Origin of the sequence: Saccharibacter sp. EH611, assembly GCF_009834765.1 — a bacterium.
Lineage (GTDB): Bacteria > Pseudomonadota > Alphaproteobacteria > Acetobacterales > Acetobacteraceae > Saccharibacter.
Genome location: NZ_WVHP01000022.1, coordinates 125,756 through 149,229 on the forward strand (window position 1 = coordinate 125,756; position 23,474 = coordinate 149,229).

General features: G+C 51.1%; 24 protein-coding genes. 17 read left to right on the forward strand and 7 right to left on the reverse strand.

Going from position 1 to position 23,474, the window contains the following annotated elements; genetic code table 11:
- Nucleotides 1-83 precede the first annotated feature (83 nt).
- The 6 genes from ribD to GS535_RS07825 all read left to right on the forward strand — a co-directional run bounded on the left by ribD (nt 84) and on the right by GS535_RS07825 (nt 7,338).
- A complete protein-coding gene (gene ribD / locus GS535_RS07800) occupies nt 84-1,127 on the forward strand; it encodes a bifunctional diaminohydroxyphosphoribosylaminopyrimidine deaminase/5-amino-6-(5-phosphoribosylamino)uracil reductase RibD (protein WP_160791832.1) in 1,044 nt (347 codons plus the stop codon).
- 1 nt (nt 1,128) lies between these two features.
- Nucleotides 1,129-1,782 (forward strand): riboflavin synthase, encoded by a 654-nt coding sequence (locus GS535_RS07805; protein ID WP_160791833.1) that lies wholly within the window; start codon nt 1,129-1,131, stop codon nt 1,780-1,782.
- A complete protein-coding gene (gene ribB, locus GS535_RS07810; protein WP_160791834.1) occupies nt 1,779-3,038 on the forward strand; it encodes a 3,4-dihydroxy-2-butanone-4-phosphate synthase in 1,260 nt (419 codons plus the stop codon). Before GS535_RS07805 ends, ribB begins: the two co-directional genes overlap by 4 nt.
- Nucleotides 3,039-3,041: 3 nt before the next feature.
- Nucleotides 3,042-3,521, forward strand: a complete 480-nt coding sequence (gene ribH, locus GS535_RS07815) for a 6,7-dimethyl-8-ribityllumazine synthase (RefSeq protein ID WP_018979828.1) — start codon at nt 3,042-3,044, stop codon at nt 3,519-3,521.
- Between the two features lie 97 nt (nt 3,522-3,618).
- Nucleotides 3,619-5,463 (forward strand): DUF4422 domain-containing protein, encoded by a 1,845-nt coding sequence (locus GS535_RS11295; protein WP_160791835.1) that lies wholly within the window; start codon nt 3,619-3,621, stop codon nt 5,461-5,463.
- Between the two features lie 57 nt (nt 5,464-5,520).
- On the forward strand, nt 5,521-7,338 hold the full coding sequence (locus GS535_RS07825; protein ID WP_160791836.1) for a glycosyltransferase: 1,818 nt from the start codon (nt 5,521-5,523) through the stop codon (nt 7,336-7,338).
- Nucleotides 7,339-7,358: 20 nt separating this feature from the next.
- Here the strand turns inward: GS535_RS07825 and pqqE are convergent, their stop codons facing one another.
- The 5 genes from pqqE to pqqA all read right to left on the reverse strand — a co-directional run bounded on the left by pqqE (nt 7,359) and on the right by pqqA (nt 10,517).
- Nucleotides 7,359-8,411 carry a pyrroloquinoline quinone biosynthesis protein PqqE gene (gene pqqE / locus GS535_RS07830; RefSeq protein ID WP_202401595.1) on the reverse strand — a complete coding sequence of 351 codons (1,053 nt, stop codon included), beginning with the start codon at nt 8,409-8,411 and terminating at the stop codon, nt 7,359-7,361.
- Nucleotides 8,412-8,434: 23 nt separating this feature from the next.
- A complete protein-coding gene (gene pqqD, locus GS535_RS07835) occupies nt 8,435-8,713 on the reverse strand; it encodes a pyrroloquinoline quinone biosynthesis peptide chaperone PqqD (protein WP_160791838.1) in 279 nt (92 codons plus the stop codon).
- A complete protein-coding gene (pqqC, locus tag GS535_RS07840) occupies nt 8,710-9,441 on the reverse strand; it encodes a pyrroloquinoline-quinone synthase PqqC (protein ID WP_160791839.1) in 732 nt (243 codons plus the stop codon). The genes pqqD and pqqC overlap by 4 nt, the downstream gene beginning before the upstream one ends.
- Nucleotides 9,438-10,352 (reverse strand): pyrroloquinoline quinone biosynthesis protein PqqB, encoded by a 915-nt coding sequence (pqqB, locus tag GS535_RS07845; RefSeq protein WP_160791840.1) that lies wholly within the window; start codon nt 10,350-10,352, stop codon nt 9,438-9,440. The genes pqqC and pqqB overlap by 4 nt, the downstream gene beginning before the upstream one ends.
- Nucleotides 10,353-10,436: 84 nt before the next feature.
- Nucleotides 10,437-10,517 carry a pyrroloquinoline quinone precursor peptide PqqA gene (pqqA, locus tag GS535_RS07850; RefSeq protein WP_010502998.1) on the reverse strand — a complete coding sequence of 27 codons (81 nt, stop codon included), beginning with the start codon at nt 10,515-10,517 and terminating at the stop codon, nt 10,437-10,439.
- 208 nt (nt 10,518-10,725) lie between these two features.
- On the opposite strand from pqqA, the gene gmk reads away from it, so the two are divergent.
- The 3 genes from gmk (at nt 10,726) to hisD (ending at nt 13,457) form a co-directional block, all read left to right on the forward strand.
- Nucleotides 10,726-11,352: a guanylate kinase gene (gene gmk / locus GS535_RS07855; RefSeq protein ID WP_160791841.1), complete on the forward strand. Its 627-nt coding sequence runs from the start codon at nt 10,726-10,728 to the stop codon at nt 11,350-11,352.
- Nucleotides 11,353-11,484: 132 nt separating this feature from the next.
- Nucleotides 11,485-12,174 (forward strand): ATP phosphoribosyltransferase, encoded by a 690-nt coding sequence (hisG, locus tag GS535_RS07860; protein WP_160791842.1) that lies wholly within the window; start codon nt 11,485-11,487, stop codon nt 12,172-12,174.
- Nucleotides 12,171-13,457 (forward strand): histidinol dehydrogenase, encoded by a 1,287-nt coding sequence (hisD, locus tag GS535_RS07865; RefSeq protein ID WP_160791843.1) that lies wholly within the window; start codon nt 12,171-12,173, stop codon nt 13,455-13,457. Before hisG ends, hisD begins: the two co-directional genes overlap by 4 nt.
- Nucleotides 13,458-13,518: 61 nt before the next feature.
- Here the strand turns inward: hisD and GS535_RS07870 are convergent, their stop codons facing one another.
- Both GS535_RS07870 and GS535_RS07875 read right to left on the reverse strand, forming a co-directional pair.
- Entirely contained in the window at nt 13,519-13,833 is a 315-nt protein-coding gene (locus GS535_RS07870) for an antibiotic biosynthesis monooxygenase (RefSeq protein WP_160791844.1), read from the reverse strand.
- 77 nt (nt 13,834-13,910) lie between these two features.
- Nucleotides 13,911-14,693, reverse strand: a complete 783-nt coding sequence (locus tag GS535_RS07875; RefSeq protein ID WP_160791845.1) for an alpha/beta fold hydrolase — start codon at nt 14,691-14,693, stop codon at nt 13,911-13,913.
- A 268-nt stretch (nt 14,694-14,961) separates the two neighbouring features.
- On the opposite strand from GS535_RS07875, the gene GS535_RS07880 reads away from it, so the two are divergent.
- The 8 genes from GS535_RS07880 (at nt 14,962) to GS535_RS07915 (ending at nt 23,453) form a co-directional block, all read left to right on the forward strand.
- Complete coding sequence (locus tag GS535_RS07880; RefSeq protein WP_160791846.1) at nt 14,962-15,798, forward strand: DUF4422 domain-containing protein; 837 nt, start codon at nt 14,962-14,964, stop codon at nt 15,796-15,798.
- A 121-nt stretch (nt 15,799-15,919) separates the two neighbouring features.
- Nucleotides 15,920-16,978: an ABC transporter substrate-binding protein gene (locus tag GS535_RS07885; protein ID WP_160791847.1), complete on the forward strand. Its 1,059-nt coding sequence runs from the start codon at nt 15,920-15,922 to the stop codon at nt 16,976-16,978.
- Nucleotides 16,975-17,937 (forward strand): ABC transporter permease, encoded by a 963-nt coding sequence (locus tag GS535_RS07890; protein WP_160791848.1) that lies wholly within the window; start codon nt 16,975-16,977, stop codon nt 17,935-17,937. The genes GS535_RS07885 and GS535_RS07890 overlap by 4 nt, the downstream gene beginning before the upstream one ends.
- On the forward strand, nt 17,931-18,716 hold the full coding sequence (locus GS535_RS07895) for an ABC transporter ATP-binding protein (RefSeq protein ID WP_160791849.1): 786 nt from the start codon (nt 17,931-17,933) through the stop codon (nt 18,714-18,716). Before GS535_RS07890 ends, GS535_RS07895 begins: the two co-directional genes overlap by 7 nt.
- 33 nt (nt 18,717-18,749) lie before the next feature.
- Nucleotides 18,750-20,048 (forward strand): O-acetylhomoserine aminocarboxypropyltransferase/cysteine synthase family protein, encoded by a 1,299-nt coding sequence (locus GS535_RS07900; protein WP_160791850.1) that lies wholly within the window; start codon nt 18,750-18,752, stop codon nt 20,046-20,048.
- A 729-nt stretch (nt 20,049-20,777) separates the two neighbouring features.
- Nucleotides 20,778-22,562, forward strand: a complete 1,785-nt coding sequence (locus tag GS535_RS07905) for a chloride channel protein (RefSeq protein WP_160791851.1) — start codon at nt 20,778-20,780, stop codon at nt 22,560-22,562.
- An 87-nt stretch (nt 22,563-22,649) separates the two neighbouring features.
- On the forward strand, nt 22,650-23,117 hold the full coding sequence (locus tag GS535_RS07910; protein ID WP_160791852.1) for a RidA family protein: 468 nt from the start codon (nt 22,650-22,652) through the stop codon (nt 23,115-23,117).
- Between the two features lie 84 nt (nt 23,118-23,201).
- A complete protein-coding gene (locus tag GS535_RS07915) occupies nt 23,202-23,453 on the forward strand; it encodes a DUF3297 family protein (protein WP_160791853.1) in 252 nt (83 codons plus the stop codon).
- Nucleotides 23,454-23,474: the final 21 nt, after the last annotated feature.

The following is a 23,474-nucleotide window of genomic DNA, read 5'->3' on the forward strand; positions in this document are numbered from 1 at the left end:
TGTGTCCTCAGCTCGTGCTGACATTTATGGGGGAGGAAGGCGTACCGTCGCCGCGGACGTCCCTAAAGGTAGGGACAGAGATCATGACCGTGTCTCAGCAGACACAGTGCCAGGATCAGACTGAAGCCATACGAGCAGGCTTTGAGTTGGCACTTAAAAAGACGATTCCCACATTAGGTGCGACTGCGCCTAACCCATCTGTTGGCTGTGTGTTGCTTGACCAAGAGGGTCGTGTGCTCAGCGTTGGTGTGCATGAAGCCGCTGGACAGCCGCATGCGGAAGTCATGGCGTTAGAGCAAGCGTATCAAGAAGGCACGCTAGAGCGTGCGCATACGGCTCTCGTGACGTTAGAGCCCTGTGCCCATCATGGGCGCACCCCCCCGTGTAGTGAGCGTTTGCGGCAGAGCCCTGTGCAGGCTGTGTGGATTGGCGCGCGAGACCCCAACCCTGTTGCTGCCGGTGGTGGTGCGTCGTTAGCGCAAGGGGAAGGGGCAAAGAGGGTCGTTTTTCTGGACGATAAGCCTGCCTACCGAGAGATTGCGCAACAATGTCGCGCTCTACTCGCTCCTTTTGCCTGTCGAGTGACCAAGGATCGACCATGGTTGACCGTTAAGCAGGCGCTGGATCGTTCGGGTAGTATGATCCCTCCTAAAGGGACAAAAACGTTCACATCTCCTCAATCTCTGCTTTTTGCACATCACATACGCCGTGCAACTGATGCGGTTATTACGGGCATTGGCACCGTTTTAGCGGATGATCCGTCTTTTACGGTGCGTCATCTGCCTGATCATGCGCATCGTCAAAAACGGTTGTTGATTGTGCTGGGCGGGCAAGGGCGTCTGCCAGAAGAATGGCGCAAGGCGCGGGAGCATGATGGCTTTGATGTGCGAGTTTGTTCATCGCTTGAGGCTATGTTGGTAGCCTTACGCGATTATGGGGCGAATTGGGCGCTTATTGAGGCAGGGCCAAGCGCGTTGCGTTCTATCGAAGAGGCGAATTTGTGGGACGACTGGCTGACGATTCGTCAGCAGGCAGAGGATCACGACGACCAAATATCATGGCAGATGCGTGATGGGTCTGAGCAGGGCGCGAGCCCACTCTCTTTGTTGCGTATTAGGGGAAAGTAAGATGTTTTCAGGAATTATTGAACATGTCGGTCAGGTCTGTGCGGTAACAGTCCGTGACCAAGCAATGGATTTGCAGATTGAGAGCCATTTCACAGATTTAACAGAGGGTGAGAGCATTGCCGTTAATGGGGTGTGCCTGACAGCGACACAGTTTAACGATGAGGGTCGTGTGAGTTTCCACCTCAGTGGTGAAACGCTTGCACGGACAGCGCTAGGGCGCCTCAAAAAAGGAGCGTCCGTTAATTTGGAACGGGCTGTATCGCTTAATACGCGTCTATCGGGTCATATTGTGCAAGGCCATGTGGATACGATCGCCGTGTTAACGTCGGTGGACAAAGCAGGTGATTCCTACAAGCTTCATATGTTCATTCCTCAAGAGCTACGGCGTTATGTGGTGGAAAAAGGATCCATCACGTTAGATGGGATTAGCCTTACGGTGAATCACCTTCATGATGGGCAGTCGCATGAGGGTGTGCAGGGTTTTGAGATCGGTCTGATGATTATTCCGCATACATGGACGCATACAGATCTTTCGACGTTGTCAGTGGGGGATGCTCTTAATGTTGAGGTCGATATGATGGCTAAATATGTGGAGAATCTGCTGCGGTTCTCTCCAGAGGATGCCGTGCGTCGCCTTGGGGGAGAGGGATCATGAAACAGCTTTCTTCTTCTCTAAAAGCAGCTATTGCCGCCGTGCGTGCGGGGCGTATGGTGGTGATGGTTGATGATGAAGACCGGGAAAATGAAGGTGATTTGATCCTTCCTGCGCAGTTTGCGACGGCTGAAGCGATGACGTTTATGGCCCGTCAGGCGTGCGGGCTTATCTGCTTGTCATTGGAAGGTGAGCAAATTGACCGTCTCGGATTGCCGCCAATGGTTGAGCATAATAAAGACCCGCGCGGGACGGCCTTTACAGCGTCTATTGAGGCCGCAACGGGTGTTACGACTGGGATTTCAGCTGCAGATCGAGCGCGGACGGTGCGGGTTGCCGCAAACCCTGATGTGCAACCGGGCGAGATTGTCTCACCAGGGCATATGTTCCCTCTCCGTGCCAATCCTCATGGGGTGATGGCGCGGGAAGGTCACACAGAAGGTGCGGTAGATTTGATGCGCCTTGCTGGGTTGGTGCCCGCGGGCGTTATCTGCGAAATTATGGCTGAAGATGGCACGATGATGCGCCTGACAGCCTTGCGCCAGTATGCCAAGCGTCATGGGCTGCCGTTGATCAGTATTGCAGAGATGCGGTCATGGATTGCCCTGCATGGTCGTGGTGATGTGGGAGAGGTTGAGGCAGTGCTGCCTCAGGAAGAACTTTCTGAGCATGCTGCACTGGCTGTCGCGAATCTACCAAGTGTCTGTGGTGGGGCTGATCTCAAAGTTCATGCTTTTCGTTCTGCTGATGGTGTAGAGCATCTAGCTCTTGTCAAAGGAGATCCAACGCAGGGAACGCCTGTCGTGCGGTTGCACTCTGAATGTGTGACGGGTGATGCACTTGGCTCTCTGCGCTGTGATTGTGGGCCGCAATTGCGTGAAGCGTTGCGCCGTGTGTCTCAAGCGCAAAGTGGTGTGGTGGTTTATTTGCGTGGCCATGAAGGGCGTGGCATCGGATTGGTGAATAAAATCCGCGCTTATGAACTGCAAGATCAGGGCATGGACACGGTGGACGCGAATGAAGCGCTTGGTCTTCCTGTTGATGCACGACAATGGGACGTTGGTACGGGCATTTTACGTGCTCTAGGGGTGACATCGCTGCGTTTGTTGACCAACAATCCTCGGAAAGAACAAGGATTGCGTGACGCTGGGTTTGATGTTGAGGCGGTGGAACGCTTGGACGTGCCATCTAATCCGTTTAATCGCCATTATTTAGAAACAAAAAGAACCCGTATGGGTCATTTTTTGCAGGAGAGCTGAACAATGAGTAAGCATATTGCGACGGCACCAGAAGGGCTTATTTTGTCCCCGTCCCCTAAGATCGCGCTTGTGGTCAGTCGTTTTAATACTGATGTGACGGGCGGCCTCAAAAAAGGGGCGCTCGCTTGGTTGTCTGAACATCACATCGACTCTGTTGATTGTTACGATGCACCAGGCGCATTTGAACTCCCTATCATGGCGCAGCGTTTAGCGCAGACGGGTCGTTATGAAGGGGTTATTTGTCTTGGTTGTGTGATTAAGGGCGATACAGCTCATTTTGAGTTTATCTCGCTAGGGGCAACGGTAGGTTTGATGCAGGCCCAGTTGGCAGCGGAAACTCCGATTTCATTTGGTATTTTAACGACGTATTCGGAAGAGCAAGCGGTACTGCGTTCACGCGATGATGCCCATAATAAGGGGCGGGAGGCCGCGGCTGCTTGCGTGGAGACAGTGTCATTCCTACGGGAAACACCGAAATCCTAACAATAATTTAGGTATTAATCCGAGGGATTCTATTGAGAATTCTCCCTCATTTGCTAGGTTTTGCGCGTTCTTAACCCGAAAGTGAGGAAAATCGCCTGTGATTGATGCTCGTATCTATGTCAGTCACACGAAGGCGTGCCCGGTATTGGACAATGATCTGTTTGTGCCGCTCCAGGCAGGGCGGCAGCAGGCTGATGAGGCCCTGCCGGATATGGTGGGAGATGATACGGGCGACCATATATCCGATCGTTACACTCAGTGGGGGGAGCTAACCTCTCTCTACTGGGTGTGGAAAAATACCCAGCATGATTATGTTGGTTGGATGCAGGCAGCACGGTTGTTGTCTCTTGCCAAAGGTGGAGAAGATGGCGCCTTAGCAGGGTTTTCGCGGCGCTCTATTCGTCATCATGGATGGACGTTAGTGGGGGCACGCTCCCTCTTAAAGCACTACGATATTGTCGTGCCGCGGGCTTATGATGTGCAAGAGATTACCGTGTCACAAGAGGTCGAAACGCCGTATGCCCTTTATGTGCGTGAGGGCGGGACAGCGCAAGAAATCGCTCTTTTATTAAGGATCATTGAGGAGCTTTATCCAGAAAAATACATTCATGCGCTAGAGTTTTTCTATGGGCACTCTATGAGGCCTTGGAATCTATTCGTGATGAAACAGGAGCTCTTTCAGTCTTATGGAGCATTTCTTTTTTCTGTCTTAGAAGCGTTTAAGAACCGTCATGATATGAAAGGGCATATTGGGTGCCAACGTCATAATTGGACTTTTCTGGCGGAATGTCTTTTAAATATCGACATTATTTATCGTTTAGCGGTAGAGCCGGCTTTAAAATTGCGAGAGCAGCCTATCCTGTTTGTGGATGGGAATGATCTCTCTTTTGATCGTCGGAAGGTTCTTTCGCAGCAAGCTGCGCATGCACGGGCGATCAAGACAGCATCCCCTAAAGAGGTGCAACATGGTGGGCACGTTCACATTGTTCTGTCGTTTAATGACCGGTATTTAAAGCCTGCCTGTGCGACAATAAATTCTATCCTCACGCATACGGCAAATAAGAATGACATTACCTTTTATGTGCTTCATGATGAGGGGCTTTCTCAATCAACGATAAATAGAATAGAGGACACCTATGAAGGTGACGCTCATTTTTGTTTTGTGAGAGTAGGGGAGAGTTTTGTTAATAGGTTTCCACTTAATCGAAAAGAAATTAATGTAAATACTTATTATAGACTTTTGTTGCAAAATACTATGCCTTCTTGTGTTGAGAGAATTATATATTTAGATACAGATATTATTGTGTGTGATGATATTGTCGATTTATGGAATTTCCATTTGGATAATCACCTTATGGCGGGTGCACGTGATGAAAGTGGAGCTGTCTGTTCGTGGCGTCTTTTTGGCTCACATATGAATGAGACCTATGTGAATGCGGGAGTTCTTCTTCTTGATCTTAAAAAGGCACGCGAAAAATATGGGAATCTTGATTTCCTGTATGCGCGGTCTTTCTATGAGAATGATGTAAATATTACGATGCAGGATCAAGATATTCTCAATATTGCTTATAAAGATGATATCGCTCTGCTCCCTCTTAGTTGGAACGTGCCTTCGTCTGCTTATTATAGAAAAAGTGCCCATTCCGATGGAGATTACGAGGGGCGGGAGAACTTTTTTTCAGACAAAGAGCGTCAGGAAGCGGTCAACCACCCAAAGATTATTCATTTTACGGGGAAGCAAAAACCGTGGAAGTTTAATAGCATGCACCCGCTGAAGGCGCTTTTTTGGTCATATTTAAGGAAGACCTCTCGTCTTTCTTGGAGAGAATATATTCTCTCTCTTAACAACGCTATAACCATAAAAAAAGGAGCAGTGATACTGCGGCAGAATAGGGATTTTAGGACGTTGTTTTCAATAGAAAATCTTAAGAGAAGCTCATAAGAGCAAAGCCAAAAGGTATTTATGATGATGTATAACAGTGCGGGAGAGGGTTAGGTCATGTCACTTATTGATGCTCGGGTCTATGTGCGGTACTCAGGAGACCATCCTGTCCTCAGCAATGATCTTTTCGTTCCCATTCAGGTGGATGAGGCCCATTATGAGAGAGGGTATGAGCAGTGGGGAGAGCTCGCTAACCTCTATTGGATGTGGAAAAATGTGCGTCACGATTATGTGGGGCTGATGCAAAATAGGCGTTATCTGTCACTTTCGTCGAAATGGAATGAAGACGGTGCTGTTGCACGATTAGAAGGGGGGTTAGTGCACCGTCATGCGTGGACTCGGCGTGGTGCGACGACCCTTTTGCAATCATGTGATGTGCTTATCCCTCATCGTTATTCACTAGAAGATATTAGTCTTTCTGAAGGAGTTTATTCCCCTTACGATTTCTTTATCGAAGAAGGAGGGAGTGCCCGTGATATTGAACTCTTTTTATGTCTTATAAAGGAAAAGCATCCTGAATATTATATTAATGCATTAGAATTTATTTACGGAACATCAATGGTTCCGTGGAATATTTTTGTCATGAAGAGTCATATTTTTCATGGTTATTGCTCTTTTGTATTTTCTGTCATATGTGACATAGAATATTTGTCAGAAAGCGGCTCTTTCCAGAGGAATTTATGGTGTTTGCTTGCTGAGTTCCTAGGGAATATTTACCTAAAAAATCTGTCCGAAAAAGATAGTCGCCTTATTATACGAGAAGCATCGATTATTTATACAGACGATGATGATATTGGCCTCGATTTTAAGAACGTTTCCCAAGAAATTATGTTGCATGAAAAGAGGGTGCATCATGATAAACCGATGGACGTTCTTTATGGAGGCCATATCAATCTCGTTGTCTCTTTTGATGCAAATTATTACAGACCGGCTTGTGCGACGATTAGCTCTATCATTAGACATACGAGAAACACGGATAAAATAACGCTTTATGTTATTCATGATGCTAGACTTTCTGATGATGTGATTAGAAAAGTTATGGCTCGTTATGGACGATTGCTGGAGATTAAGTTTGTTCGTATTGGGGATACCTTTGTTAAATACTTCCCTATGAATAGGAAGCATATTAACGTGAATGCGTATTATAGGCTTCTTATTAGTAGTGTTTTGCCGGAAACGGTTGAACGTGTCATTTATTTTGATACAGATGTTGTTATTTGCGATGATGTAACAAAGCTTTGGAATACAGATCTTCATGGTAAGGTTTTGGGTGGGGCACGTGACGAAGATGGTTTGATTGAATCGCGCCGTCTTTTTGGAGAGAGTTTTAACAATAATTACATTAATTCTGGTGTGCTGCTCTTTGATGTGGCGCGTGCGAAGAAGCGCTATGGCAATCTCGAATTTTTATATGCGGAAGCTTTTTATAAGAATACTCATAATATCACGATGCAAGATCAGGATATTCTCAATTTAGCGTATAAAGAGGATATTTTCATTCTTCCTCTTCGTTGGAATGTCGCCAGTTCCGCCTATCTTTATCAGAGAACGAGCCATGTGTGTGGGCGTGCTGAGGGGGAAGAATACGCTTATACTAAGAAAGAGCATGACGAGGCGCGTCGTAATCCTGCTGTGTTGCATTTCACAGGGCGTCGTAAGCCTTGGCGGGTGAGCTGTATGCATCCCCTGAAGAGCTTATATTGGCGCTATTACCGTGGAGCAGCAGGGTATAGAGCGCTGTTGAAGCGTTATTTATGTCTCAATAATTATTATGTCACTATCAGCAGGGGGCGGCTGTCTGTGCATCTTCCATTTGTGAAGACGTCTTTCTCGGTAAGGCGTTATGCGAACTTTTTAAGGAAGAAGACAGTGTAATATCTTCTTCCGGTATAATGTTAGCGTCGGTACTGAAAATCATACTGCGTAGAAGCATGCGCTTCGTTAATTGCTGTATCGACGAGATGCCGAAGAGAAGAGAGGCTACAGATAGGGTCAGTGGTTTCGGCACGTCCAGTAAGAGCGAGCGCTTGGCAGCGGCATCCGCCCCAATCGGTTTTCTTATGGTCACATGATGCGCATGGCTCTGGCATCCAGTCGGTTCCACGAAAGCGGTTAAAGCTCTCACCATGGAACCAGATATCGTGCAAAGAGCGCTCTCGAACTGTGTCGAACGTCATGTCTGGAATGGTCTCAGCGGCATGACAGGGGAGGACGCGCCCGGAAGGGGCGATATTGACGAAACGTTGTCCCCATCCTCCCATGCAAGGTTTCGGGCGATCAGCGTAATAATCGGGTGTGACGTAATCAATGGTGAGGCCGCCTTTGTCGCTCTCTGTTGCAACATACGCATTGGCACGTTCTAGCTGTTGCGGGGTGGGGAGAAGCGCAAGGCGATTTTTGAGAGCCCAACCGTAATATTGCGTATGGGCCATTTCAATGCGTTGTGCGCCTAAATGGCGGGCAAGCGCGAACATCTCGGGCATGCGGTCAATATTGTTCTTTTGTAAGACAAAATTGAGCGTCAATGGAATTTCGGCGTTTTTAATGAGATGCGCAGCTTTGAGCTTGCGTGGCTGAACATTTTTATACCCGCTGAGACGGTCAGCTTCATCCACGTCAACATCTTGGAAAGAAAGCTGAATATGATCAAGACCAGACACATCAAGAGCCTTCATGGTCTTGTCATTGATCATCACGCCTGAGGTGATGAGGTTGGTATAGAGGTTCAGCTGACGCGCATAGGCGATGAGTTCCATCAGGTCAGGACGCGCCATGGGTTCGCCGCCTGAAAAGTGAACTTGCAAGACCCCCATCTCAGCCGCTTGGTCAAAAACGCGCTTCCATTCTTGTGTGGTCAGCTCTTGGTCTTTGCGCTCTAGCTCGACAGGGTTGGAGCAGTATGGGCAGGCGAGCGGGCAGCGATGGGTGAGCTCAGCGAGGAGGCTCATTGGTGGCGGTGTAATGGGCGTGGTCACAGACGAAGGATCCCTTTCTCTACGAGCTCAGAGAGGAGGGTGAGGACATCATGTGTAATTGTTTCACGTGAAGCATCAAAACTCTGACAGAGTTCGTCCACAATGACGTCAACGGAACGAGTATTATCAACATGGCGTAAGATCGCCGCCGCAATGGGGTCTGCAATGAGGGCACGCTCAGGGGCTTGGATGATCCATTGCTGACGGACTGTGTCATGTTGCAGGCGATACCCCCGTGTGAAACGGGGGACGGAGGACAGGGTGACAGAACTCATGGTGTTGTTGGAATAAAGGCGCCAGGTGGGGTGTGGCCCTCAACATAGGCATAATCGAGAGCATCTAGAAGTGTCCACAAGACGGAGCATTTAAATTCGAGAGCGTCAATAACCTCCTGCTGCTGCTCGACTGTGCGTGCGTGTTCTTTCACGTAGTTCAGCGCAAAGGTCGAATCCCGCGGGGCTTGGGTGAGACGCGGTGCAAAATAGGCCATCGTATCCTCAGAGATGAACGAATAATTGCGCAGCATCCCTTCCATACGCTCCCCAATAATGGTGGGGGAAAAGAGCTCTGTTAAAGACGAGGCAATGGCGGCCAGAATGGAGCGATCCCGCACATAAGCCACATAAGCATCCACGGTAAAGCGTGTGGCCGGGAGAAGGCCGCGTAGGCTTTCTACGTAGGGGGTGTCTAGCCCTAATCCTTCCGTCAGTTTAAGCCAGCGCGCAATGCCGCCTGTTCCGGGTTCTGTGCCGTCATGGTCTTCAATACGGCGGCGCCATTCACGGCGGAGTTCGGTTGTCGGCAGGCGGGCGAGGAGGGTCGCGTCCTTAATGGGGATCTGTGCTTGATAGTAATAGCGGTTCAGCGCCCATGCTTGGAGCTGGCCTTTGGTAAGCTCGCCGGCGTACATGGCTTTATGGAGCGGATGGTTACGATGATAGCGCTCAGCGCCAATCTCGCGTAAGCGGGCTTCTAGGGCGTCGGGAGAAAGTAGGGTGCTCATAAGGCCTCCAGCTGAAATGTCATGCCATCTTCGGCAACAGTCCAGCCCGCTTTTTCAACGGCATGGCGTTCGGGGCTGTCTTCGAGCAAGATGGGATTCGAGTTGTTGATATGGATGAACATTTTGCGGGGCTTTGAGCATGCGGCAAAATGCTTCAATGGCCCGTCATCTCCATTGACAGAGACATGGCCCATGCGATGGCCCGTTTTGGGGCTTAGTCCTGCGCGGATCATTTCATCATCGTCCCAGAGTGTGCCGTCGAAAAAGAGAAGATCTGCGGCTTGAGCGCGTTCCAACAGCTCAGGCGTGATTGACGCGCATCCGGGGATGTAAAGGAGGGTGCGCTGCCCGTCGCTGATGGAAAGACCAAGGCTATCATCTTCCTTCGTGCCGTCCTTTTCCGCGTAGAGCGGCGCTTTGCCGGGAACGGGGAATGCTTCCAGCGTTAAGCCTGATGGTTGGCCATCTTTAAGCGGGAGGGAAAAGACGTGATGGAGAGGAAGGGGGGAGCGTGTGACAATCTCGCGGTCTAACGCCTCAAACATCGGGTTAGCGTCAAGCTGGGCGAGAGAGGAGCGGCTTGCATAGAGAGTGAAGGGTTCACGCTCACGCATCGTGAACAAGCCTACGGTCGTATCAATCTCTGCCCCTGTGAGGATCACGCCTTGGATGGGCGTTCCACGTGGGGAGCCGTGATGCTGGAGGGCGGGGGTTGTCAAAATCTGCTGGCGGAGATCAGGCGAGGCATTGAGGAGAAACCAATGCGTGTTGTCGCCACTAATAGCCAACGAGGCTTGCGTGCGCGGCTTGGCACCGTGGCCTGAGCGCGCTTTAAGACAGGCAGGGGCTGCTGAATTCCATTGGGGGAAACCGCCCCCCGCTCCAGCACCAAGGACAATGACATCCAGCATGAGGGCCCTTTCTGGCGTTGATCATGGCATAAGAAAACAGGGAAGAGGATAAGACCGCTTCCCTGTTTTTAGGTGATGGAAGAGTTACTTCTTTTCACCGCACACATAAGAGTTGATTTCAGCGCCCAATGGGATCTCTGTCACTTTTGGTGTGTTCCAAGCCATGAGATGTCTCCTTTATGACAGGGTTAGACCAACTTTTGGAGGAAGCAGAGGAACCTCCTCGCTGTAAAGCCGATATTACAAAATTATGGGGGCGCAGAGCGTAAAAGTCACGCGATAAACACAGCATTGTGAAGATGTTTTCTGGCCAGAAAAAGAGTCATCCTTTAGGAAGGGCGCATCATAAGGCCATTGGGAAGGAAGAGAGGTCATGCAACAACAAGCGCGCCGTGGGGTTTGTTTGGTCATTTCAGCGCCATCGGGAGCAGGGAAATCGACCATTGCTCAGGCGTTGCGCCAGCGTGACCCGCATCTTTTTACATCTGTGTCTGTCACGACCCGTGCGCCTCGTCCCGGTGAAATAGAGGGGCAGCATTATTACTTCCGCACGATGGAACAATTCCGCGAGATGGCCCAACAAGGGGAGCTTCTCGAATGGGCGGAAGTGTTCGGTCGGGGGTATGGAACCCCACGCGCCCCGGTGGAAGCGGCCCTCGCAGAAGGGCGCAATATTGTGTTGGATATTGACTGGCAGGGCTATCGTTTGATGAAGAAAGCTCTGCCTGACGATGTGGTGGGGCTTTTTGTGTTGCCTCCGTCTCTTGAAGAGCTGGAACGTCGGTTACGGGGCCGGGCCTCTGATAGTGATGATGAAATTGCCAAACGGATGAAGGCGTCTCTCAGCGAAATGTCGCATTGGGAGGAGTTTGAGTATGCGCTGGTGAATGAGACGTTAGAGACGGCCGTTGATGAGGCTGAGGCTGTGTTAAAGGCGGCGCGTCTTGCTAGCCCGAGGCGTATGGATATTGCTGCGTCTTTAAAACCACTACTGTCTTAAAAGCAGCGTTTGTTAAAAGATTAAACGCGCTTTAATGGTGATGCTGTGTTTGTGGGGCTTTCCAGCCTGCTGGGACGTGGTAGAGATAGAGACAATGAGATTCTTACCGTGCGTGCCGATCAGGAGCCTTTCATGACAGACCCGCAGAGCTCACCGCTCATTCTTGCCCTCCCTAAAGGGCGTATTCTCAAAGCGCTGCGCCCTGTTTTAGAGCATACAGGCTTTGAGCCCGCCCCGGATTGTTTGGACGAAAGCAGCCGCCGCTTGCGCTTCCCGACGTCGCAACCGTCTCTCGATGTGGTGCGGGTGCGTTCGTTCGATGTCGCGACATTTGTGGCCTATGGTGGGGCGGATATCGGCGTGTGCGGGGCGGATGTCCTGATGGAGTTCGATTATCCAGACCTCTATGCACCGCTTGATCTGGGGATTGGCGGGTGCCGCATTTCTGTCGCCCGGCTTAAAGGGGGCGGCGAGGTGATGCCAGAGGGGCGGTCGCGTTTGCGCGTGGCGACCAAATATCCTGCCATTGCCCGACGCTATTTTGCGTCTCGTGCGGTGAATGCCGAGATCGTTCATCTTCATGGAGCGATGGAACTGGCTCCGGCGCTGGATATGGCGGATGTTATCGTGGACTTGGTTGATACTGGGTCAACATTGCGGGCTAATGGGCTTGAAGAGGTGGATGTTATCGCCCAAGTCACAAGCCGCTTAATTGTCAATCGCGTTGCTCTCAAAACGCGCCCAGAAGAGATTAATGGTTTGATTGAGCAATTCCGTCTGGCGTTGCCGCAGCTTGCTCAGTCGGGAGGGACAGCTTCATGAGACGTTTGGACACACAATCCCCTGATTTTTCGGAAAGTCTTAAAGCGGTTTTAGCTGAACGTGGCCAACAAAGCGGGTCTGTTGTGGAGCCGGTGCGGGCTATTTTGGCCGATATTCGCGAGCGTGGAGATGAGGCTCTTTGTGAGTATACAGAGCGTTTTGACCGTCTTGCCCTTCCCGCTGATAAGCTGCGGTTAAGCGCAGCAGAGGTGGATGAAGCCGCGGCGAAAGTCTCGCCTGAAACGCATGAGGCGCTCGCCCTGGCTGCCAAGCGTATCCGTTCTTTTCACGAAGCACAGCTACCCAAAGATATTGATTATACGGATGAAGATGGCCTGCGTTTGGGGATGCGCTGGACATCGTTGGATGCTGTAGGGCTTTATGTGCCCGGTGGTAAAGCGGCCTATCCGTCCTCTGTGTTGATGAACGCGCTTCCGGCACGGGTGGCAGGAGTGAGTCGTTTGGCGATGTGTGTGCCAACGCCTGATGGTGTTATTAATCCGCTTGTGATGGCAGCGGCTAAACTGTGCGGGGTTGATGAGATTTACCGTGTTGGTGGGGCACAGGCTGTTGGCGCTTTCGCCTTTGGGACGCAGCGCATTGCACCAGTGGATCGTATCGTTGGGCCGGGTAATGCGTTTGTGGCGGAAGCGAAGCGGCAGGTCTTTGGTCATGTTGGCATTGATAGCATCGCTGGCCCTTCAGAAGTCGTGGTCGTGGCTGATGGTGCGAATGACCCACGTCTGGTGGCGATTGATCTGCTGGCACAAGCGGAGCATGACGAGCAAGCGCAGTCTGTGTTGATTACCCAAGATCCAGCCTTTGCTGAGGCTGTCAGCGTTGCGGTTGAACGTGAGCTAGAGACGCTCCCGCGTGCGGAGATTGCACGAAAGAGCTGGCGTGATTGTGGGGCTATTATCACGGTTCAGAATGATGATGAGGCAGCGGAGATCGTGAATCTCTTTGCCCCGGAGCATCTTGAAGTGATGGTTGAAAACCCACGTGCGTTTAGTGCCAAGGTGCGTCACGCAGGGGCGATCTTCATGGGCCGTTTCTGTCCAGAAGCGGTGGGGGATTATGTCGGTGGGCCGAACCATGTTCTGCCAACGAGCCGCACAGCGCGTTTTGCGTCAGGCCTCTCGGTGTATGACTTTCTGAAACGGACCACGACGATTGAGACAGACCTTGAAGGGTTGAAAAAAGTAGGCCCGGCTGGTGCTCGCCTCGCTCGGGAGGAAGGGTTAGATGCTCACGCGATGAGCTTGTCTGAACGGTTAAAATAATGGTGTGTTCTGAGAGAGGAGGCATCCGTGTGCCCCTCTCTCAAACGGTGCTGTATGACGGTTAAGCGCGGAGCTCTTGCAGCACGTTAAATCCCTCAAAAACGGGGCGGCCTAAGGTCAGGGCCGGGCCCTCACCGGCATGACGGTGCGCTTGGCGAAATTGTTCTGACTGTGTCCACGCAATGAACGCATCATGCGATTCCCATATGGTATGGGATGCGTAGAGCGTATGGTCGTCATGCTCGGGGCCACGAAGCAGTTGAAAGCTAACGAAACCCGGAACCGTGTTGAGGAATACCTCACGGTCTTGCCAACGCTGCTCAAAAGCGTCGGAGCAGTCAGGTTTAACGCGGAAACGATTCATCGCAATATACATAACAGAGCCTCAATGTGTCTCAGGACAGAATAGACGGTATGTGGTGGATTGGTGGGGTTTTTTATGGGGCAAGTGCTTCAGTCTGTGTGACGTAAAAAATCCAGCATAATGGCGTTAAAGCTTTCTGGATCTTCAGCATGAAGCCAGTGGTGTGTATTGGGAATGGTGCGGATATGCGCCCGTGGGAAGAGGTGATGGATAAGCCCATGATGCTCGGGCTGAATGTAAGGGGATTTTCCACCACGGATAAAGAGGGTGGGGCCGCTCCAGCGCGCATTGGGCAGGGTATTGGGCCAGTTTTCAATCGTGGGGAAGCTTTGGGCAATTTCATGCAGGCCGATGAGCCAACGGGCAGGAGAGCCGGGCTTAATATTCTGTCCAATCAGCTCCGTCACAGCGGGGTTTTCGGTAATCGGGTCTAAAAAGGAGCGGATGGCTGCCCGATTTTCAAGGGCGGGCAGCGTGAGCGCATCCAGTTTTTGGACGAGCGCATTTTGCCCATGATGCATCGGAGCTGGTGCAATATCGGCTACGAGAAGTTGTTGCACGCGATGAGGGGCGTGGAGCGCGATGGTCATAGCGACTTTGCCACCCATTGAGTGCCCAACAAAATCTGCTGATGAAATATTGAGATGATCCAATGTTTCGAGCACATCATGAGCCATATCTGGATAGGTCAATCGTCCGTGCTCGCTGTTGCCGTGTGAGCGGAGATCAAGTGCAACGGTATTGAAATAAGGGCTGAGAGCGCGTTGGAGCATCCCTAAATTACGGGCCCGCCCGAAAACACCATGGAGCAACACCACGGTTGGTGCGTGATCATTGCCAGTATCGTTGCGAATGATGGACGCGAGCTTCATAGAAAACCTTATGGTAAGAAAATTGTGGGCCCAAAATGTTCGTGGAGCTTCTTATCTAGGAAGTAGGTGACTGCTTTCCCATAGTGCGAGGGCATCATATGTGAAGAAATTTGAAAAGATTTTTGTCAACAGGGCCTAGGACTGTGAAGAATGTGGAATGTTAACAACATGACATCTCTTCTTACTTTAGGAGAAGAGGAAATCTGTTAAAATATTTTGAGATAAGATAGATTCTGCAATGATGAGAAGCTTTCAAAAGGATAGTATAATGGATATTAAAATTTATGTATGTCATCATAAAGACGGTACGATTTATAGAAATAAATATTTTGAACCTATTCAGGTCGGTCGTGCTCTTTCTCATAAAGTCATTAATGGTATTATTGGTGATGATACGGGAGATAATATTTCTTCTAAAAATAGAGAGTGGTGTGAGCTTACAGGTTTATATTGGATATGGAAAAATACGAATCATGATTATGTAGGTATAAATCATTATAGAAGGTACATTATTTTCGAAAGAGATTATTTTAATAAAATAAGTTTCTTTGATAAAAAAATAGATAAAATTTCTTGTTTTTCCAAAGGGATTGAAGAGATTTGTTATGATCATTCTATTGTTCTTCCTCCTTTGTTGGATGTAGAGGATTTTTCATCAGATAATGTATATAACCATTACTGTGAACACCATTACAAAAAAGATATTGATGTTGTTATTTCTATTGTAAAGAATAAACATAAAGATTATTATGATTATGTTATTATGGCTATGAAAAGTAAAGAGTGTGTTTTTGGCAATTTGTTTGTTATGAGAAGAGATGTTTTAGATGAATATTGTTCATTCTTGTTTTCTGTTCTTTTTTCAGCAGAAAGTATTATTGACACAACCGAATATGATTCTTACCAAAAACGTGTGTATGGCTTTTTATCAGAGCGTTTACTTTATGCTTTTTTACTTAAGAAAAAATTCTATGATAAAAATGTAAATATTATACATGTTGGTCAAGTTGTTTATCTCGATGCAGGTTTTGTGGCGAGAGTGGTGCGTATGGTGAAACCTAAATGGCGAAAAAGAAAGAAATTAGGACTTTACCGGAATAAATAACAACACACTTACAACGATCAAGAAAAGTATAATTGAATAAATATCACAATGTGGTAGGTGTTTATGAATTGAGATCACTGCGGCAATGGTTTGTCTTGGTGATGAGATTTTAAGGTGATGTATGTCTGACCGTGCTTCTGTATCCCGTCGCGCTCTGTTGTTGTCCTCACTAGGAGGAATGGCCTTCTTTAGTGGGGGGCGTGCGCTTCATGCTGCTGCGATGGGTGAGGATGGAATGCAGTGTCAGGCGGTCGGGAGCGGCAAGGTGCCCCCTATCCCCGGTGCGCCGCGTAAGCTGACGATCGCATGGAATGAGGATTCCATTTGCACGTCTGCTGTTCCGGTGGCGAAGGAAAAAGGCTTTTTCAAAAAATATAACCTTGATGTTGATTACGTAAATTTTGCGGGATCAACTGATCAGTTGCTTGAGACGTTATCGACTGGGAAGGCGGACGGTGCGCCGGGGATGGCGTTGCGTTGGCTCAAACCCTTGCAACAGGGCTTTGCGGTAAAGCTGGTTGCAGGGCTTCATGCGGGGTGCATTTACCTCATGACATCGCAGAAGTCTGGTGTGAAAAACCTAGCAGACCTCAGGGGAAAGACCGTAGGTGTGGCTGATATTGGTGGGCCGGATCGAAATTTCTTTGCTATTCGCTTGAAAGAGGCGGGTGTTGACCCTGAAGAGGATGTGCAATGGCGTCAGTTCCCATCTGATTTGCTGCCTATCGCGTTGCAGCGAGGGGATGTGCAGGCCATCGCCAATGATGATCCGGTGGCTTATTTGCAGCGTCGCCAGTTCAATCTCTTCGATCTTGATAGCAATATGGCGGGTGAGTGGGCTAACCATGCATGCTGTGTGATTGGGCTGCGTGAAAAGCTGGTGAAAGAAGAGCCCCATGTTGCCGCAGCGGTGGCGAGCGCGATTTTAGAAGCGGGGGCTTGGATCCCGTGCCACCCAGAGGAAGCGGCTGCTGTCTTCCAACCTTTTGCTCCGAAGGTCAGTCAAGCGGATCTCGCACAGATGCTGCGGATGCAAGGCCATCATCATCAGGTCATTGATGGGCCGTTCCGTGATGAGGTGATCCGCTATGCTGAAGCCCTTAAGGGGATTGGGGTTTTCCGTCCGTCCTTTAATACAAGCCGTTATGCAGATCGTGTGACGCAGGATTTGCTGGGATGAGTCGCGTGACGTCAGCACAAAAAGCGGAACAACCGTCTTTTAAAGCGCTGCTATGGCGTTGGGGGGCAGGCCCTTGTTGGGCTTTGGCAGCCTTGCTGACATGGTGGCTTCCTGATGGCGATGACTTTCCCGATACGACGTTACTAGCTGGACTTTTTCTGGCCTGTGGCGTGGTGTTGCTCGTCCTCGCAGCGTTGAAGCGCCTTCGTTATTGGGCGCCGTGGAGTGCGGTTCTTGGGCTTGGCCTTGGTGCATGGGAGGTGGTTCAGGCCAAATTCCTCCTTCTGCCACGCCCCTTCTTTGGCACGCCGCAAGATTTGCTCGATGTCTTCCTGACAGACTGGAAGCGCCTTGGCGATAGCCTGCTGCACTCTCTGCTCTTGCTCCTGATTGGTTATGGCATAGGGGCCTGTGTGGGGATCGCTGTGGGAATGGCGCTTGGGCGGTCATTACGGTTTCGCTATTGGGTGCGGCCCATTATGCGGGTCATTGGGCCTTTGCCGCCTGTTGCGCTGTTGCCGCTGGCGTTTGTTATTATGCCGTCCACGCGTTTAGCAGGCGAGGCCCTGATGGCGCTATCGGCTGGTTTTCCGGTCGCCGTGTTGACATGGTCGGGTGTCGCGGCGGTGGATCCGGCCTATTATGATGTGGCCCGCACAATGGGCGCGAAAGATCGCTTTCTTGTGCTGCGTGTCGCCTTGCCAGCTGCGACGCCGCAAATTTTTGTTGGGCTCTTTATGGGGCTGGGCGCTTCTTTTTCCATGCTTGTTGTGGCGGAAATGCTGGGTGTGAAATCTGGCTTGGGCTTTTACATGCAATGGGCGCAAGGATGGGCCGCTTATCCGAACATGTATGCCGCGTTGCTGGTGATGGCACTCATGTGCACAAGTTTGATGACCTTGCTCTTTAAGCTGCGTGATTATGTATTGAGATGGCAGAAGGATGGGCTGAAATGGTAAAGACAGCAGCGACACAGCCCGCTCTAAAACCGCTGAGCCTGCATATTGATCATCTCAATCATGGGTATGAGGCCCAAGGGGCGATGCGCCCCGTGTTGGATGATGTCAGCTTTGATGTGGCACCGGGGGAGTTTGTCGCTCTTCTCGGCCCTTCAGGCTGTGGGAAATCAACCTTGTTACGTCTGATCGCCGGGCTGGAGGTGCCCTTATCAGGCACGATTGAAGCAGATGGCCGAGAGATTACCGGCCCCGGCCCTGATCGGATCGTGATGTTCCAAGACCCCACGCTTTATCCGTGGCGCACGGTGGAAGAGAATGTGACGTTAGGGTTGGATATTCATAAAAAGCGCGACCCGAAGATTGTGCGTGATGCGCTCCAGCTGGTGGGATTGGAGAAAGACGCGTCATCATGGCCGCATCAGCTCTCTGGTGGCATGGCGCAGCGTGTAGCTTTGGCGCGGGCCTTAGTGAATAACCCGCGTATGCTGATCCTTGATGAGCCGCTGGGTAAGCTCGACAGTCTAACGCGTTTGACGATGCAAGGGGAGATCAGGCGTTTTTGGCAAAAGCGAGGTTTCAGCGCGCTCATGGTCACCCATGATGTGGAAGAGGCATTGTTGCTCGCGACCCGTGTTCTGGTGTTTAGCCCTCGTCCTGCACGCATTGTGAGTGACCGACCTATTGATCTCTCTGCCGAACAGCGTCATCGTGATGATCCGCATGTGATTGCGTTACGGCGCGATATTTTAGAACAGCTTGGCCATAGTAACGATTGGTAAGGCACGCTTTCGCCCCTTAGAGGAGTATGGATTATGACAGAACCGTCGCTTCATCCGGAAACCCTGGCCCTTCATGGTGGGTGGCGTGCGGATCCGACAACGGGTTCTGTCGTGCCTCCCATCCATCAAACCACGTCGTATCAATTCGCCAATGCAGAGCAAGCAGCTAATCGCTTTGCGCTGAAAGAACTGGGCACAATCTATACGCGGCTGGGCAATCCCACCACCGATGTGCTGGAGCAGCGTCTTGCAGCGCTTGAGGGCGGTGTTGCGGCCGTGGCTGTTGCCTCTGGGCAGGCTGCCTCGGCCACGGCGGTGCAGAATATTGCGCGAGCTGGCGATAATATCGTCAGTGGGACAGATCTGTATGGCGGGACATGGAATCTCTTTGCCAATACGCTCAAAAATCTGGGTATTGAAGTGCGGTTTGTCGATCCTTCTGACCCTGACGCGTTTTTAAAAGCTAGCGATGAGCGGACGCGGGGCTGGTATATTGAAACATTGCCGAACCCTAAGCTGATTGTGTGCCCCATTGAGGAGATTGCAACGCTTGGGCGGGGTCATGGGATTCCTCTGATTGTTGATAATACAGCGGCACCTCTCTTAGCGCGCCCGCTTGATTATGGCGCAGCGATTGTTGTGTATTCCACCACGAAATATATTGGCGGACATGGCACCTCTATTGGTGGCATGATCATTGATGGTGGGAATTTCGACTGGGAAAAAGCTGGAGAGCGCCAGCCGTTGCTGAATACGCCTGACCCCAGCTATCATGGCGCTATCTGGACGGAAGCCGCGAAACCGCTGGGCCCGATTGCGTATGCATTGCGGGCGCGGGCGGTGATCTTGCGCGATATGGGGCCAGCATTGTCGCCCTTTAATGCGTTTCAAATTCTGCAAGGGGTGGAAACGCTTCCCTTGCGTATGGCGCGCCATAGCGAGAATGCCCAAGTCATCGCCGCGTTCTTGCAGAGCCAAAAAGATGTAGAGCGGGTGATTTACCCCACTTTCCAAGAAGGGGATGCGCTTAAACGTGCTCAGAAATATCTCCCGCGTGGTTTTAGCGGTCTTGTCGGGATTGAGCTTCGTGGTGGGTATGAAGCAGGGCAGCGCTTTATTGATGCGCTGCGGCTCTTTTACCATGTCGCTAATATTGGCGATGCACGAAGCTTGGCCATTCACCCGGCCTCAACAACGCATTCGCAATTGTCGGAAGAAGAACAGCGTGCGACAGGTGTTTCTCCCGGTTATGTAAGGCTCTCTATTGGGTTAGAACATCCCGATGATCTGAAAGCTGATCTCACACAGGCTCTACAGGCGGCTGCTCGCTAGGGGTGATTGGATTGTGCCTTGTTGTTTGATGGGTGTTGAGGCCCATTAAGGCGACTTAGGAGATTAGGATTGGGATGCGCGTTGGTGCGTAGTGTTGCGCCGTCAGCATGTGACGCATAACGTCCTCGCGTACCCGGCCATTGGCGATAGAGAAACAGTAATACTCACATGGTTGTCATCCACTCTTATTGTATCCGGGCCTTTGGGATCGGTTAGAGGCGTTGTGACAGCCGATAGCTCGTGTTTGTGATGAACGAGAGGCTTGGGCACTTCTATGTAGGGTGAGGGAATGGCATTCAGTGGGCCTTCCTTTGCTTGGGTGCGGTAGAAGCCATCGAATAAAGGCCCTGCATTATAGCCTGTCGTCCTAATGGTGCAGGCACATATGTGCCAACGCACCCGACATATTTATGGCACTAGTGCAATGAACATGTTGTGCGGAGATAACAGCGACAGGTGCTGACCCGTGCACGGCGGAAGAGGGTGTTGTTCTACTCAAGCGGAGGAAGTGCACAGAAGGGCAATGACGCATCATGGCTCGTATATGTTGGGTATTTTGGGTTAGAGACGTTGTATAGTTGGTAAGGCGGCGGGGAATGCCCTCCTGAACTCTGAGGGCGGTGGTAATGCGACGACAAAACGCTGTTTTTGCTCTGTCTTAGAATAGCCCCTCTTTCTATGATAGAACTGGCGCCCAGCCCATGTGGGCCAATAAACCGGAGGGGAGAGATGGGGCGCTTGTCTGAAGGCTGGGGACGTCGTGTCGCGTTGCATGTGCCGCCTGCTTTGCGTGTTTTGGTGCGCAAAAGTGAGGTCTGGCTGACGATCCTTGCCGGATGTGTCGGGGCGCTGGGCGGCCTTTGCGTCCTGATCGTGACAAACATCACTCTTCTTGCTCATAGTGTTCTTTATGGTCTGCATAATGGCGGTCGGCTTTCGGGATTGCCTTCTCTTCCATTATGGCGATGTGTGTTGGCTCTCGGTGGTGGGGGCCTTGTGGTAGGGTTGTTTGGTCTTTTGGTGAGCCGTTTGCTTAACCGGCGGCCTGTGGATCCGGTGGAGGCGAATGCCCTGCATGGTGGGCGTATGTCTGTGCGTGAAAGCTTACTGTTGGTCATGCAAACTATTCTGTCCAATGGGGCAGGGGCGTCGATCGGTCTTGAAGCAGGTTATACGCAGATTTCTGCTGCTTTAGGGTCGCGTATTGGGCAGGCTTTTCGTGTGCGGCGTGAAGATTTGCGTATGTTGGTTGGTGCGGGTGCGGCAGGAGCCATTGGGGCGGCGTTTGATGCCCCAATCGCTGGCGCTTTTTACGCCTTTGAGTTGATTATTGGCACATATTCTATTGCAGCTTTGTGCCCTGTTGCGGTGGCGTCTGTGGTGGGTGTGGGGGTCATTCACTTAGTCCACGGTCATCATGCGACGAATGCCCTGCATGAGAATTGGCATATGGGGTGGCATGATTGCACGGGTGTGGCAGTGCTGAGTATTTCGTGCGCCCTCAGTGCTATTGCGATGATGTATTGTGTGACGCAGACAGAAGCCTTTTTTCGTCGCTTTCCATTGCCAGCATGGGGGCGCCCTGTTTTGGGGGGCGCTCTTGTCGCGTTGATTGCCGCTCCTTATCCATCCGTGCTGTCGGCTGGCCATGCGGGGATGGGGCGTGTGTTGGCCGGGGAGGTCGTGCCTCAGGTTGCGCTCTTGCTGTTCGTGATGAAAGCATTGGCTTCATGCTTGTCGATTGGGGCGGGTTTCCGTGGAGGATTGTTTTTTGCGTCGCTTTATCTTGGAGCCCTTGCTGGAGAAGGCTATGGGGCTCTTTTAGCCCCTTATGGGTTGGCCCCGGATAGTTTGGCCATTTGCGCTGTTTTGGGGATGAGCGCGATGGCGGTGGCTATCATTGGCGGCCCCATGACGATTATCTGCATGATGCTCGAAATTACCGATAATGCGTCCATTGGGGGTGGTGTTGTGCTGGCTTCTGTTCTGTCTTTGCTGACGGTTCGGCGGCTCTTTGGGTATAATTTTGCAACATGGCGCTTCCATTTGCGTGGGGAGACGATTCGTTCAGCCGTGGATGTGGGCTGGATGCGCTCGCTGACAGTTCAACGTCTGATGCGTGACCGGGTGCGGAGTCTCCCTGTCTCTGCAACTGTTGCGCAGGCACAAGCACTTTACCCGCTTGAGACGGGGCAGCGTATTATCGTGATGGATTCGGAGGGGCGGTATGAGGGTATGGTTTCGATTGCCGAGCTGCATTTAGCCCCACCGTCAGACAAGCCGATTGGGCAGCTTGCTCATTTTAAGGACGCCGTGCTGCTCCCGACGATGAGCGCACGCGATGCCGTTGAAGCTTTTGCTGACGCGGAGGCGGATGTACTGGTGGTGGTGGAAGACCACCAGTCACGCCAAGTGGTTGGGCAGCTTAGTGAGCAATACACTCTCCGTCGTTATACGGCCGAGCTTGAGCGCTGTCGTCGGGAGCTCGCGGGTGAGGATCATTTTTCTGTTTAATAAGAAATTAGAATGTCAGGCTTGGCAAAGGCCGTCCGTGAAGAGCAGGGTAGGGGGACGTGATTTTGAAACAAAGGAGCCTCGTCGATGAGTGCAACGGTTGAACAACGTCTTGCTGAACTTGGCATCACTCTTCCCAAGGCAGCAGCGCCGGTAGCGAATTATCGCCCAACGATGCAGACAGGGCAGATTTTGGTTGTTTCTGGGCAGTTGCCGCTTGTGGCTGGAAAGCTTCTCTATACCGGGAAATTGGGGAAAGAGCTTTCTAATGAACAGGGGATTGAGGCTGCGCGCGCCTGTTTAGTGAATGTTGTTGCGCAGATTAAAGGGGCGCTGGACGGTGACCTTTCCCGCGTGCGTCGTGTTGTGCGGTTAGGCGGGTTTATGGCGTGCACACCAGATTTTACCGATCATGCTGCGGTGATGAACGGGGCCTCTGACTTGTCTGTTGCTATTTTTGGGGAGGCGGGTGCGCACGCACGGTCTACCGTTGGGGTGCCAAGTTTGCCGCTTAATGCTCCTGTAGAAGTTGAAGCAATGGTTGAGGTCGCGTAACAGCGTTTTGCAGGTAGGAATTATGACCATATAATGTCTGCCAGCATGAAGACATATTTAACCATTAGAGGATGACATAAAATTATGAGCGATACGGTTCCTGATCGTCTCTCGATTTATCCCGATAGCCCTCATTTTAACGAAGAGGTGCTTCGTCGCGGGATTGGTGTGCGCTTTAAAGGAGAAGAGCGCACCAATGTTGAGGAATACTGCCTCAGTGAAGGGTGGATTCGTGTGGCCGTGGGGCGTACGTTGGATCGTAAAGGACGCCCCATGACCCTGAAACTGTCAGGGCCGGTCGAAGTCTGGTTTAAGGAAGAAGAAGCTGCTTCCTAAATAAAGACATATGAGGAGAAG

Coding starts and splice junctions, on each gene's coding strand:
- GS535_RS07875 (WP_160791845.1), bottom strand. CDS start 14,693: ATGAAGCTCGCGTCCATCATTCGCAACGATACTGGCAATGATCACGCA.
- GS535_RS07915 (WP_160791853.1), top strand. CDS start 23,202: ATGAGCGATACGGTTCCTGATCGTCTCTCGATTTATCCCGATAGCCCT.
- gmk (WP_160791841.1), top strand. CDS start 10,726: ATGCAACAACAAGCGCGCCGTGGGGTTTGTTTGGTCATTTCAGCGCCA.
- hisD (WP_160791843.1), top strand. CDS start 12,171: ATGAGACGTTTGGACACACAATCCCCTGATTTTTCGGAAAGTCTTAAA.
- pqqE (WP_202401595.1), bottom strand. CDS start 8,411: ATGAGCCTCCTCGCTGAGCTCACCCATCGCTGCCCGCTCGCCTGCCCA.
- GS535_RS07825 (WP_160791836.1), top strand. CDS start 5,521: ATGTCACTTATTGATGCTCGGGTCTATGTGCGGTACTCAGGAGACCAT.
- ribD (WP_160791832.1), top strand. CDS start 84: ATGACCGTGTCTCAGCAGACACAGTGCCAGGATCAGACTGAAGCCATA.
- GS535_RS07910 (WP_160791852.1), top strand. CDS start 22,650: ATGAGTGCAACGGTTGAACAACGTCTTGCTGAACTTGGCATCACTCTT.
- GS535_RS07905 (WP_160791851.1), top strand. CDS start 20,778: ATGGGGCGCTTGTCTGAAGGCTGGGGACGTCGTGTCGCGTTGCATGTG.
- GS535_RS07895 (WP_160791849.1), top strand. CDS start 17,931: ATGGTAAAGACAGCAGCGACACAGCCCGCTCTAAAACCGCTGAGCCTG.
- hisG (WP_160791842.1), top strand. CDS start 11,485: ATGACAGACCCGCAGAGCTCACCGCTCATTCTTGCCCTCCCTAAAGGG.
- pqqA (WP_010502998.1), bottom strand. CDS start 10,517: ATGGCTTGGAACACACCAAAAGTGACAGAGATCCCATTGGGCGCTGAA.
- GS535_RS07890 (WP_160791848.1), top strand. CDS start 16,975: ATGAGTCGCGTGACGTCAGCACAAAAAGCGGAACAACCGTCTTTTAAA.
- ribH (WP_018979828.1), top strand. CDS start 3,042: ATGAGTAAGCATATTGCGACGGCACCAGAAGGGCTTATTTTGTCCCCG.
- GS535_RS07900 (WP_160791850.1), top strand. CDS start 18,750: ATGACAGAACCGTCGCTTCATCCGGAAACCCTGGCCCTTCATGGTGGG.
- GS535_RS07805 (WP_160791833.1), top strand. CDS start 1,129: ATGTTTTCAGGAATTATTGAACATGTCGGTCAGGTCTGTGCGGTAACA.
- ribB (WP_160791834.1), top strand. CDS start 1,779: ATGAAACAGCTTTCTTCTTCTCTAAAAGCAGCTATTGCCGCCGTGCGT.
- GS535_RS07870 (WP_160791844.1), bottom strand. CDS start 13,833: ATGTATATTGCGATGAATCGTTTCCGCGTTAAACCTGACTGCTCCGAC.
- pqqD (WP_160791838.1), bottom strand. CDS start 8,713: ATGAGTTCTGTCACCCTGTCCTCCGTCCCCCGTTTCACACGGGGGTAT.
- pqqB (WP_160791840.1), bottom strand. CDS start 10,352: ATGCTGGATGTCATTGTCCTTGGTGCTGGAGCGGGGGGCGGTTTCCCC.
- GS535_RS07880 (WP_160791846.1), top strand. CDS start 14,962: ATGGATATTAAAATTTATGTATGTCATCATAAAGACGGTACGATTTAT.
- pqqC (WP_160791839.1), bottom strand. CDS start 9,441: ATGAGCACCCTACTTTCTCCCGACGCCCTAGAAGCCCGCTTACGCGAG.
- GS535_RS07885 (WP_160791847.1), top strand. CDS start 15,920: ATGTCTGACCGTGCTTCTGTATCCCGTCGCGCTCTGTTGTTGTCCTCA.